Source organism: Enterococcus sp. DIV1368b (assembly GCF_050529595.1).
In the GTDB taxonomy this organism is placed as follows: Bacteria; Bacillota; Bacilli; order Lactobacillales; family Enterococcaceae; genus Enterococcus_B; species Enterococcus_B mundtii.
In genome coordinates this window covers 720,849-733,665 of sequence record NZ_CP172883.1, presented here as the reverse complement: position 1 = coordinate 733,665, position 12,817 = coordinate 720,849, and the positions used below count along the sequence as shown (strand labels likewise).

The following is a 12,817-nucleotide window of genomic DNA, read 5'->3' as shown; positions in this document are numbered from 1 at the left end:
TCTCTACGAACGTTCCATCACTTGGCAGACGACAATGGCTTTAGCCACGATCGTGTTTTCTATAAATACTTCTACATCAAGTTTAGCGGATCTTCTACCGATTTCTAAAACTCTTGGACGAATGTCTAACTCACTTTCGATCTGGATCAGACGAAGGTAATGTAGATTCATTTGCTCCAACAAGATATTCCTGCGCTGATTCATGATCATTGTTTTTTGAGCAACATCTGAAATGATTTCACTTAACACCCCAAAAGAAATCGTTCCAACACCTGTTACCATTTGTGGCGAAACCTCAAATTTGAACTTAGGCGTCGTCAATCGATTGCCTTCACGATCTGTATCGATCGTTTGGATCGCCCCTGAAATCTGATCAGAAATCGTATCAGCGATTTGCGGTTGACGTTGCACCAATTGCATCGCCTTCATGACATCTTGCCGTGTGATCAATCCTTCTAACGTCAAATCATCGGAAACGACTGGCATGACTTCTAAACCATCCCAAATCATTTGATGTCCGACAGAAGCGACGCTCATCGTTTTCTTGACACTGATGGGATCTTTGGTCATGACCCTATCAATGACTTGTGTCGGTGCTTTACCTACGACATCTTTCGCCGTAATGATCCCCATCAAACGCATGTGATGATTCACCACTGGGAAACGAGAATGTTGGGTTTCTTCTGAAATCCGTTGATAATCAGCCACCGTATCCGACTGTAACAAATAATGTGTTTTTTGGGCAGTCAAATAAATATCACCGACGAGCATGATATCTTTTTTGATCAGTTGGTCACTAAGCGCTCGGTTGATCATCGTCGCTACGGTAAAGGTATCATAGGTCGTACGTAAAATCGGCATAGCTAATTCATCCGCTAATTTGGCAATCTCAGGCGTCGTATCAAAACCACCCGTGATCAACACTGCTGCGCCATCCTCAAGTGCTAATTTTTGCACTTCTGTACGGTTACCAACGATCATCAATGAACCTGGAGTGATATAGCGTTCCATTGCGTGTTCGGTCATCGCACCTATGACAAATTTATTCAAGACTTTATCTAGACCGACTGCTCCGCCTAAAACATCGCCTTCAATGATCCGCACGACTTCGCCAAATGTCAATCGTTCGATATTTTTCTTCAACTTACGTTCGATCCGAATCGTTCCTACTCGTTGGATCGTTGACACTAATCCTACATTTTCAGCGTCTTTAATTGCTCGATAGGCCGTTCCTTCACTGACATTCAATTCTTTGGCAATACTACGGACAGATATTCGATTCCCCACTGGTAGGCTTTCGATATATTCTAAAATCAAATCATGTTTTGTCGCCATCTCTTTCCCCTACACTTCCAGCGTTTCCGAAACGCTCATTATTTTTCCTTCGGTATCTGCTAATAAATCGATGAATACTTGCGGATCTTGTTCAATGACAGGAAAGGTATTGTAATGGATCGGCACGACTTTCTTCGCTTTGATTCGCTTTGCCGCACGAGCCGCATCCTCAGGCCCCATTGTATAATTGTCGCCAATCGGTAAAAAGGCTACATCGATCATAAACTGTTCACCTAAGAGCGCTAAATCGCTAAAATCTGCAGTATCACCCGCATGATAAATCGTCTTCCCGTCTGCTTGGATTAGAATACCACTAGGCTCTCCCATATAACGCGAAACACCATCGATTTCAATACTTGAACTATGCTGTGCATGGACAAATTTGACTGTGCCAAAAGGAAACTCCCTTTTGCCACCGATATTCATCCCAAAAGAGTTCGCTCCTTGCTGTTGTGCATAATCAGCGATTTCGACAATACTGATGATGGTCGCCTTATTGTTCTTCGCAATCGGCAACATGTCTCCAATATGATCAGCATGTCCATGGGTGATCAATATCCAGTCCGTCTGGACTTCATCCACTTTTAAATCAGTCATAGGATTCCCAGTAATAAATGGATCTATCAGCACTTGTTGGCCATTTTTCATTTCCAGAGAAATACAAGAATGTCCATGATAAGTAATCTTCATCTTCTCACTCCTCAACATTTTGGTCACTGACTCTTTCGTTTTCATTTCGATCATTCACACAATTAGTAGTACAGTATATCCTATTCAATTGTAACAGATAATACAGGTTGTACCAAGTATCAAGTGAGCGTGTACTTACGACTGAATACCCAGATAAAAGAATGTTTCGTCTATGATTGACAGTTTCTGTTTATTGTTTGATCACTGTGAATAAAACCAGAATGACTACGAATCCGTAATGATGCTCAAAATAAAAAATCCCAATAGTAGAAATTAAGGCTCTAGTTTCTACTATTGGGATTTTTATTTAAGTTGAAATGCCTTATACGGCTTATAAGATTGAACAAATCCACAACACTTTTTTAGATAGAGGAGTGATAAAAAATAAAAAAAACGAAGTTTGCTAACTATTTTGAAAATTTCTTCTTTTCCAGTTTAGTGATGGAGAAATTTTTTAAAGATATTCTCAGCATTTAGCAGACCGTAATCTTTCATGTCTATCACTTCAATAACCTTTGTAGGATACTCTTTTATGATAGTTTCTCTCATAGAAGACAGCTCTGGAGATAATAGAATAACATCGGCAGCCTTTGCATACTGATCCAACTTAGAAATGCTATGCATGTCAACATGCACAAGTAAATGTTGTTTTTTTGCGAAGTTGTTCATCTTTGTTACTAACAAATTGCTATAAAGCGTACTATCTGTACTCATTGAAGTTACGCCAAAAATGATGATCTGTTTCTCTTTCATTTGATTATTTCCCAAACCAAGTTCTTTTTCCATTAAAGACACTTCCACCTTTCCATCGTATATATTCAATGATCTCGCTCCTATAAAAGAAAAGCTATACCAAACATATCCATCATCTGAACATCTTTTGATACAGCTTTTCATTTTTTATCTTTTGCCGCGACGTTGTGTCGCTTCCATGATGACTGGTAAAATCACTGGACGGCGTTTGGTTTGTTCAAACAAATAGCGACCTAATTGATCACGTATTTCTTGTTTCAGTTTGCTCCATTCGAAATCATCGCTTTCTAAATGTTTCCCTACAATGGTTTCGATCATGTTGCTACTTTCATTGATCAAATCACGACTTGCTTTGACATAAACAAATCCTCGTGAAGTGATTTGCGGTTTTGAGACGATTTTCTTTTCACGACGACTGATTGTCACTACTGCAACAAAAATACCGTCTTCAGATAAGATTTTACGGTCGCGTAAAACAATGTTCCCAATATCACCAACGCCTAGTCCGTCGATCATGACATTTTCAGCACTTATCGTACCTGCCACACTCATCCGCTTGTTTTTATATTCTAAAACATCTCCACGTCCAGTGATATAGATATTTTTGTAGGGGATACCAACTGCATGGGCTAAGTCTGCGTGGGCAGCTAATTCACGGTATTCTCCTTGAACTGGGATGAAATATTTAGGTTTCATGAAATTCAACATCAATTGTAAGTCATTAGGATTTGCATGACCGGAAACCCGCAGGTTGTCAGAGATTTGTTTGACTATTCCACCTGCTCGGTAAATGATATCTTCTGTCTTAGCAACCATCGTTTCCATCGCAATACTTGGTGTCGTTGTGATATAAACAAGATCGCCTTCTTTGATCTTGATATGACGGTGCGCACCATTCGCCATTTTTTGTAAAGACTTGATTGGTTCACCCATACGGCCTGTTTCTAAAATAATCAGTTCTTCAGGCTCATAGTTTTTCATATCTTTTAATGTGACCAATAGGTCCTCACTTGGTAATTGAAGTTTTTCTAAGCGCATAGCTGTTCGGATGATCCGTTCAAAGTCTTGACCAGTCAACACGACCTTACGTCCTGCTTTGGCAGCGGCGTCTAAGATTTGTTGGACACGTTGAAGATTACTTGCAACACAAGCAACGATGATCCGTCCTTCCCAATATTTGATGGTATCAAATACTTCATCAGCGATTTGGAACTCAGAAGCAACAGGGGTCGCGTTTTCTGCATTTGCTGACTCACTCAGTAAAGCTAACACGCCTTCTTTCCCAATCTCTGCTAAACGAGCGTAATCCGTTTGGTACATTGGGATCGCCATTTGGTCAAATTTGAAATCACCCGTATAAACGATATTTCCTTCTTGGGTTTTTAAATTGATCCCAACTGAATCTGGGATCGTATGGGTAGTGCGGAAGAAGCTAACGATCGTTTCACCGAAATCGATCTCTGTATGCTCATCTACCACATGAAAATCCTTGAATCCTTTTGCAGCATCATTGCGATTGACATTCAATTTTGCCAATTCGATCGTCAACTCTGTTCCGAACACAGGTACAGAAATCTTTGACAATAAATAAGGCAACGCCCCAATCGCATCTGCGTGACCATGTGTCAGAAAAACACCTGCTACACGATCGACATTATCTTCTAAATACGTAAAATCAGGAATCACAACGTCGATCCCTAATAATTCGTTTTCAGGATACTTCAGACCACAGTCTAAAATAAAAATAGCTTCCCCTACTTCTGCAATGTACAAATTTTTTCCGTTTTCGCGTACACCGCCTAAAGGGATAATCTTAATGGTACTCACAAATTTCACCTCTTCTTATGACATCTTCATTTAACGATGTCGATTCTCTATTTTATTTAAACGATCCATTTTCTGAGTGCCTGGTTTTCGGATGATTTCACTAAGTACTAAAATCCATCTTAATTTTACAGGCGTTTAGGATCTTTTTTTGACACAAAAAAATCGGGATTGCTTCAGTTGCTCGATCAACTGCTCCACATCATTATACAACAAATCAAACAAATCGCTAGCATGTACGATTGTTTCTGTCTCCATGTTTTTCCCAGACCATTTTTTCTTCTTTCATTTTAGAAGATACTTCGTCTATTTTACCATAAATTACTCAATAACTATAGAATGTTTTTCATTTCCTACTCCATTTGACTTGTTTTTAGGCTTCAACTCTCTCTGGTCGTGGTCTCTTTTTAAGGTAGGCTTAAGCTACTCCCTTTATTCTATTTTTTGTACTCATTTCGAAAGGAGATCGAACCAATGAATTTTTTCAAACGAGCATTAAAAAGTACAAAAGTAAAATGGGGGCGTTCTTTACTATTATTAGCAGTTTTTACAGCAATCCTTGTCTTCGTTCTTGCTGGACTAACCATACGTAGTGCGGCTCAACAAGCCGCAGAGCAAGCTCAAAAAGATGTCGGCGCGACCGTCACTTTAAGTGCGAATCGTGAAGCGGCTTTTCAAAAACAAACGGAGGCAACTGATACTGAATCCGGTGGGCGACCAGATCCTGGAAGTTTCTCCCTCACACCTGTTTCAGTCGGCGATGCAGAAAAGATCGCAGCACTAGATAATGTAGCAAGTTTTTCCTTCGAAAGCTCTGCATCAGCTTTAGCCAATAGCGGGATCACTGCCATTTCAAGCTCTGATACCTCAGAAACATCAGAAGAAACTGAAACTGATACTACGACTGATGCTGCACCAAACGGTGAAAACATGGGTGGAGCTATGGGGGGTGGCAAACCGCAAATGATCCAAGCAGACTTTCAAATCAGCGGGGTATCCGATACAGCCCAAACCAGTAGCTTTACGGATGGCACAGCAAAAATCATCGAAGGAGAAGGAATCACTGATAGCGACAAAGATACGAACAATGTCGTGATGGACTCTACTTTAGCTAGCGCAAATGACTTATCCGTAGGGGATACTTTCGTTATTACTAGCACTGAAGATGAAGAAACAACTTATGAAATGACGATTAAAGGAATCTATGAGTCGAGTGAAACAAGTAGTAGCATGGGAATGAATTTCAATTTCATGAATCCAGCGAACACTTTGTATACTTATTATACGTTTGCTAATACATTGAATGGTTCTTCAGAAGATGACACAATCGACTCTGCGGTTTATACGCTGACCGATCCCAATAAAATGGCAGATTTTATCACTAAAGCAGAAAACCTGATCGATACATCAACGTTCAGTCTTCAATCAAACGATACGATGTTCCAAGCAATGCTTGAACCACTTAACAACGTGGCCAGTTTTTCACAAAATGTCGTTTTACTCGTTGCGGTGGCTGGAATCATTATTTTGACTTTGATCATCATGATCACGATCCGGGAACGCCGCCATGAATTAGGAGTATTGCTTTCATTAGGCGAATCCAGAAGCAAAATCGTCCTTCAATTGTTTACAGAAGTGGCCATATGTATGATCGTCGCGTTAGGTGTGGCTTCATTCAGTGGAAATGTCGTTGCAAATGCTGTCGGTCAACAGTTGCTTGATCAACAAACTGAAACGTCAACCGACTCACCTGCCGAGCAACAAGGAGAGCAGATGCCTGGTGGTGGCAATCGTGGACCTGGTGGACAACCCGGTGGAACTAGTAATCCATTTACCGTTTCGGAACAAGTAAGCGACCTTGAAATCACCGTTCAACCAGCTCAACTCGGCCTTCTAGCAGCTGTTGCATTCGGGATCAGCTTACTCTCCGTTTTTCTAGCATCCATTGGCATACTACGATTAAATCCACGAAAAATTTTATTAAACTAAAGGAGGAATTAGATGTTACGTACAGAAAACTTGGGCTTCTGGTATCAGAATCCAACAGAAGCACTTTATAAAAACGTGAATTTATCCTTTGAAAAAGGGGAAATGTACGCCATATTAGGGGCAAGTGGTTCAGGAAAAACGACCTTCCTTTCGTTGATCTCAGGACTCGATACACCAAAAGAAGGGACTGTGTATTATGAAGAGCGCGCTTTAGCTAAAATAGGACTACGAAATTATCGTAAAAATGATGTATCCATTATTTTTCAAGCGTACAACTTATTGCCTTACCTTTCCGCTCTTGATAACGTCATTACCGCCATGGAAATTTCAAATACTCCTCAAAAAAATTATCGCCAAGTAGCACTTGATCGCTTGGCACGCGTTGGGATAAATGAAACTCTTGCAAAACAACAAGTCACTAAATTATCTGGGGGACAACAACAACGCGTAGCGATCGTCCGAGCGATTTGTTGCGAACATCAGTTAATCATCGCGGATGAACCAACAGGAAACCTCGATGAAACGACTTCACAAGAAATCGTTCAACTCTTCCAAGAAATCGCCCATGAGCAAGATCGCTGTATCATCATTGTGACACACGAACTAGAAGTGGCTAAAAAATGTGATGAAGTTTTTGAATTAAAAAACAAAACATTCGCGTCCATTGACATTGGATAACCGCTAAAAAAAGCGTCCACCTTATTGGTAGGACGCTTTTTTTTTAGAATTTACAAGTAGACTATTTATGGTCTTTTTTTGAAAATTTTTCTTTTACATCTTCAAAGCCTTCTTTGATTTCATCGCCGATATTACGAGCTTTACTCTTGATATCCGCACCTGCAGATTGGGCTTTACCTTTTGTTTCTTTACTTTTATCACCTGTTGCTTTTCCATAGGCTTCTTTGCCTTCACCTGCAACTTTGTCTTTCAAATCTTTAGAGCGTCCTTCTAAATCTGCCATAATATTTCCTCCTCTAAAATTTGTCTTTCTAACCACTTTTAGAGTAACACCAATTATAAAAACAAACAAACAGAATGCTTATTGAGTTAATTAGTTGTTAAGAATTTGCTCAAATGTTCCCCAAACTTTCACTTGTTTTTCTTGGACCATGATCGTTCCATTAGCAATCACCGTATCAATTTCTAAGGTTTCTTTATCAAGTAAACAAAGATCCGCATCTTTCCCGACAGCGATTCTTCCCTTTTGGTCCAGTTTCAGGACTCTTGCAGGATTGGACGTCACAGCTCGTAAGGCAATCTCTAAGGGGATGTCTTCTTTTTGAACGGCTTCTTTGATGCCAACCAGTAAGGATTTCGCACTACCGACGCCCATACCGATAAAATGGTTCTCTTGGTCAAAATATGGGAGACTACCTTGTCCATCGGAGGTCAAGGTGAAGTTATCAAGAGAGACTTGTGCTTCCAATAACTGCTTCAATGCTTTACTGAAACGAACTTCACCATCGGTCTTTTCCCAAAAATCAGGATCTTCACTTGCAGTGAAATCGATCGTTCCACCTTTTTTTGCAAATTCGATACATGCAACTAATAATTCAGTTGTCCGATTCGCATGCGTCGGATAAAACTGAGTAATAGGGATTTCTGTTTCTTCAACCACACGATTCAATAATTCCAATTTTCGACTTCCGCCACCTAAATGGACATTCATTATTCCTGCTTTACCTGATAACATGCCCCCAACACGAGCATCCGCCACTGCCCGAGCAAACTCGTCGAATGTTGGTTGAGAAGAGCGATGATCAGAGACAGCGATTTCTCCGATCCCAATGATCTTATCAATAGTAAGAAAATCTTTGATCAATGAATCAGTCACCGTTTTGACCGGCAACCGATAAGAACCAACATAAACATACGTAGTCAATCCTTCTGCCTCTAGCCCTCTTGCTTTACTGATCAAAGCAGTCATATCTCGACCTTCGCCATCTGTCCCGATACAACCTACGACTGTTGTCACTCCTGCTGTCGTTAGTTGACTAAGTGTGACTTCTGGTGTGCGATTATGATAGCCACCTTCGCCGCCGCCACCTAAAATATGGAAATGGGCATCAATAAAACCTGGGGTCAAGAGTTTTCCTTCTCCTGAAATTTCTTCCACGATCAATTCTTCGTAACCGCCAGATAGTTGATCTTCCAAGGCAATGATTTTATTTCCTGCCACTAATACATCCTTCTTACCAAGATATTCTGGTGCATAGACATCGATTTGTCGAATGAGTTTCATCCGTGATCCTCCTCTTTATAAAATAGTCTGTATCTTTTCATACACACAAAGGGTTGTTTGAAAAGCAATCTAGCGATCCTACGTCGCTCTTTTAGAAATAAGCGAGAAAGTCCCAAAATATGAAGATACTTTCGGATTTTCTCGCTTATTATCTCAGCGTTACATATGGGTAGCACCGTTTCTTTGATTGCTATCAATCAGTTCTTATTTGTTTTATTGAAGGCCGATCGCGATCGCAATCATAATGAAGATTGTTCCTAAAACAAAGAAGAATCCTTGCATTTTGATTTGGAATCGTGCCCATTTTGCCCATTCGATCCGTGCCACACCTAAGACGCCGATCAAGCTAGCAGAAACTGGCGTGAACGCATCCATGAATCCTGAACCTAATTGATAAGCCAATACGGCAACTTGACGAGAGACACCAACTAAATCAGCTAACGGTGCCATGATTGGCATCGTCAATGCCGCTTGTCCAGAATTTGAAGTGACGACTAGATTGAACAAACTTTGGAACACATACATCGCCCATGCACCAATAACTGCCGGTACACCAGTCAGCGCTGTTCCTATACCATGCAAAATTGTATTAAGCGCAGAAGGTACAGAAGCATCTGATCCACCTAATACAAGCAAGATTCCTTTTGCCATCCCAACAACGATTGCTGTTCCAGCTAGATCTGCTGCCCCAGATTGGAAAGAAGAGGCAATATCATTGACCGTCATACCGTCTAATTTGAATAAAACAGCAATGATCCCTGCGACTAGTCCCATTACAAAAAATTGAGAGGCGATTTCTGGGATATAATAGCCTTTTTGAGTAACTCCCCAAACGATCCAAACTAAAACGATCAACATTTCCGCTAAAATCAATTTATGGCCTAATGTAAATGGTTTTTGTTCATCGGATGTTTTCTTCAAATGGTTACGGAAGTATTCGTCAGATTTATACGTTAATGAACTTTCCGGATTCTTCCGAACTTTTTCTCCATAGATCATTAAGTAACCAGCCGATAACGCAGTCACGACGACCCACATGATCAATCGGAAGGTGGCGCCTGATAAGACTGGAATACCTGCGATCCCTTGAGCAACGGCGACACTGAACGGACTCATCCATGACGTGGCATTCCCGACTTGTGACGCCACATAGGTGACTGTAACGGCGACGATCGAATCATAGCCTAAGGCAATCACAAAAGGTACCATGACCATTGAGAATGGAATGACTTCTTCAGCCATACCGAACGTTGCGCCTCCAAATGAAAAAGCAAAGAATAAGAGCGGTAAAGCTAAACGTTCTAGTCCACGTGTCTTATTGATAAAAGCATAAATACCTGCATCAATGGCACCTGTTCGCATGATGATCCCAAATGCCCCACCCACGACTAAAATAAGTGCAGCAATCCCGACTGCTGAACCATATTTATCGCCTGATACTAGACCTTCAAAAACAAAGTTCAAAAAGCCAAACCCACCGAAATCATCGGTTCCCCATAGTTTTGCTGTTTTATGCAATTTCTTTGAGGTATCATAGATGTCTTCACCATATTCATCGTATAAAACATCATCTGTCAGTGAGATTTCATCTAGTTTCTCTTGGGTCAAGTTTTTTTCACCAGCTGCCAAGACTTCTTCTAATCCTTCTTCAGGAACAGCTAGCTTTTCTCTTTCCTTTGGATCATTTTGTAATTCTTCCAGTTGATCAAATACAAAAGACTTATCTAATTCATAAGCATAACGAAACGAATCTTGGCGTAATACTGTTCTGGTACTAGTTTCTCCATTTGCATCTTTGTATTCTATATCTTGCGTACTGAATCTCCCCGCTGGTACGATAAATGTTAATAACCAGGCAAGTACAACTACACCAAAAATAATGACATACGTATGCGGGGTCGTCATTTTGGTAAAGTCTCGTTTTTTCTTTACTGAAGAATTTTTTCTCTTCAAAACTCGTTCTTCCTTTCTTGCTACGTTTTTGTCAATAATGAATAAGCAAATAGATTATACAGTAAAATGTTCTATACCACATGAATAAACAATTAAAAAAATCTATTGATTTTAGTTATCTTCAAGACACATTTTAATAAAAAAGCTGTTCTTAAAGCCATAGCACCTATAAAAATGGATTAAAATTCTTTTTTTATTTTTACAATGTAGCTATTTCCGATCATTTATTTTCATTTCTATTTACGTATAAACAAAGATTTTTTAAGAGATTAACAAATATTTATACATTTCCATCCGTACTCCTTTCCTATTTGAACCGATGTTTTTAATTGAATTTCTGCCTCTCTCTTACTCTCTTTTTATTTTCATTAGGTATCTTCATTGCAATATTCATAACAAATGTACTATAATTGGAGTGTAAAGAGTTTTGGGGAAGACTCTTTCATCAACGTGTATAAAGAGACAAGAAAGAATCATCACGATTCTTTCTTGTCTCTTTTTCGGGCTCTTATCCTTCTCTCTTTAGTCATTCTCCAACAAATAATAAACTGAAAAATAAACGATTTGCTGTAATAAAATTAAGGTGGCTAACGAAGCTGTGCCACATATAGCTGGCTCAAACTTAGGAACCGTAAGGACGGCATCGTCTATCGTTGCATAGTTATCTAATACTAGATCTGCATATTCATATAAGCGCAAACCACTACTATGTCTTGATTTGATACTTCGGGATAAATCAAATCCTGTGATCACGATCAATAGGTGACCTTGTTCTTTGACCCATTCCGCCAGTTCAATGATTGCAGGATTTCTCCCTTCATTTGATAAGAGAAGAAAAATATCCTCGGGTTGCGCATTGATTTGTTCAATGATTGCTTGACCCGTTCCTTCCAGTGACTCATAAATTCCCGCTGCAGGGTGTTCAATCAACTGAGTTGGCAAGATTTTTGGAGATTGTTGCCAAAATTCATAGGCAATACCTTGCAAGGTACGGCTAGCAAAAATATGTAAGCATCCTCCTCGATGAATCTGTGTAGCGATCCAACGTCCCGCTTGTTCCATCAAGGGTTCCTCGATCCTTAATTTTCGTTCAAGTTGTTGACAATAATCAAAATAGGGTAAGCTCATTCTTTTCTCCTCTTCTTCTGCTATTTCAGAATAGAGACAACTATCAAAAAGAAAAATACAAAAAGATGAGACGAAGCAATTGCTCAGTCTCATCTTTACCTTAACCACTTATTCATTACACTCCAGCGAAAGATCTGATGTAGCAGCATCTTGATGTTCTTCGGCTTCAGTGTAAAAGATAGGAACGATGTATCGCTAAAAGCAAGTCTTTCAAACGGATTAAACAAACTGCTTGCTTGAATATACATCTTTTTTGACATAGTAAATAAATCGCCTTGCTTCCTCCGCTTTTTCTATTCATAAGGTAGAAAATCTTCCTTAAATCAGGTACAATAAATGCGGTCGGTGCGCTGCATCGACTATGGCAAAATGATCGGTCAGGGTGTATACGTGTGACTGGTCATTCCTTGATAGTTAGTTGCCGCTAACTATCAAGGAGCCTTTTTTTTTAGTTATTTCTATCTGCATCTATTGTAAGGAAAGTGCGAAACAAGTGCAAGTATCAAAATATCAGCGGTCAGATCTTGTCCGTCTTTCTGAGACATCCTTTGAGCGGTTCGGAGAAGCCGCATGTTTGCCTTTTTTGACGACATGAAATTTTTTGAGTAGATACGGGATATAGGCAAAAAGGTACAGCAAAAGAAAAGCTGCCGCAAAAAGAAATGCCTGTTGATCTCCCCACAAAAGAACGATGATCAAACTACCGATCGCCACTGTTGCTAAGTACCAAATAAAAATCAAAAAGGTTTCTTTTATTCTGACCATATAAAACATCGTAAACAAACTAATAAATAATACTGGCAGTAAAAACAGCCAATTATTTCCCTCCATCAACCATTTCAATCCATCAAGAAACGTTTGTGCAATGTTGATTAGAATCCCCATGTAAGCAATACACCTCAT

At 39.8% G+C, this 12,817-nt stretch carries 11 protein-coding genes; 2 read left to right on the top strand and 9 right to left on the bottom strand.

Translation table 11 applies throughout. The features are described from left to right. Nucleotides 1-3 precede the first annotated feature (3 nt). The 4 genes from IGJ19_RS03415 to IGJ19_RS03400 form a co-directional block, all read right to left on the bottom strand. The gene (locus tag IGJ19_RS03415) at nt 4-1,335 is read right to left on the bottom strand and encodes a DRTGG domain-containing protein (RefSeq protein WP_071866612.1); all 1,332 of its coding nucleotides are present in this window, start codon (nt 1,333-1,335) and stop codon (nt 4-6) included. 9 nt (nt 1,336-1,344) lie between these two features. After that, nucleotides 1,345-2,025 carry a metal-dependent hydrolase gene (locus IGJ19_RS03410; RefSeq protein ID WP_071866613.1) on the bottom strand — a complete coding sequence of 227 codons (681 nt, stop codon included), beginning with the start codon at nt 2,023-2,025 and terminating at the stop codon, nt 1,345-1,347. A gap of 435 nt (nt 2,026-2,460) precedes the next feature. Beyond that, entirely contained in the window at nt 2,461-2,847 is a 387-nt protein-coding gene (locus tag IGJ19_RS03405) for a PTS sugar transporter subunit IIB (RefSeq protein ID WP_430604416.1), read from the bottom strand. Nucleotides 2,848-2,925: 78 nt separating this feature from the next. Continuing rightward, on the bottom strand, nt 2,926-4,605 hold the full coding sequence (locus IGJ19_RS03400; protein WP_074800707.1) for a ribonuclease J: 1,680 nt from the start codon (nt 4,603-4,605) through the stop codon (nt 2,926-2,928). A 471-nt stretch (nt 4,606-5,076) separates the two neighbouring features. Between IGJ19_RS03400 and IGJ19_RS03395 the strand changes: the two genes are divergently transcribed. After that, nucleotides 5,077-6,591: an ABC transporter permease gene (locus IGJ19_RS03395; protein ID WP_430604415.1), complete on the top strand. Its 1,515-nt coding sequence runs from the start codon at nt 5,077-5,079 to the stop codon at nt 6,589-6,591. A 12-nt stretch (nt 6,592-6,603) separates the two neighbouring features. Then, nucleotides 6,604-7,269, top strand: coding sequence for an ABC transporter ATP-binding protein (locus tag IGJ19_RS03390; protein ID WP_430604414.1), 666 nt, complete (start codon nt 6,604-6,606; stop codon nt 7,267-7,269). A gap of 61 nt (nt 7,270-7,330) precedes the next feature. On the opposite strand, the gene IGJ19_RS03385 is transcribed toward IGJ19_RS03390, so the two are convergent. The 5 genes from IGJ19_RS03385 to IGJ19_RS03365 all read right to left on the bottom strand — a co-directional run bounded on the left by IGJ19_RS03385 (nt 7,331) and on the right by IGJ19_RS03365 (nt 12,799). Further along, the gene (locus tag IGJ19_RS03385; protein ID WP_065096154.1) at nt 7,331-7,552 is read right to left on the bottom strand and encodes a CsbD family protein; all 222 of its coding nucleotides are present in this window, start codon (nt 7,550-7,552) and stop codon (nt 7,331-7,333) included. Between the two features lie 90 nt (nt 7,553-7,642). Continuing rightward, entirely contained in the window at nt 7,643-8,833 is a 1,191-nt protein-coding gene (gene iadA / locus IGJ19_RS03380; RefSeq protein ID WP_430604413.1) for a beta-aspartyl-peptidase, read from the bottom strand. Nucleotides 8,834-9,046: 213 nt separating this feature from the next. After that, nucleotides 9,047-10,786 carry a putative basic amino acid antiporter YfcC gene (gene yfcC, locus IGJ19_RS03375; protein ID WP_071866618.1) on the bottom strand — a complete coding sequence of 580 codons (1,740 nt, stop codon included), beginning with the start codon at nt 10,784-10,786 and terminating at the stop codon, nt 9,047-9,049. A gap of 522 nt (nt 10,787-11,308) precedes the next feature. After that, a complete protein-coding gene (locus IGJ19_RS03370; protein ID WP_071866619.1) occupies nt 11,309-11,914 on the bottom strand; it encodes an SIS domain-containing protein in 606 nt (201 codons plus the stop codon). Between the two features lie 510 nt (nt 11,915-12,424). Next, on the bottom strand, nt 12,425-12,799 hold the full coding sequence (locus IGJ19_RS03365; RefSeq protein WP_071866620.1) for a hypothetical protein: 375 nt from the start codon (nt 12,797-12,799) through the stop codon (nt 12,425-12,427). Nucleotides 12,800-12,817: the final 18 nt, after the last annotated feature.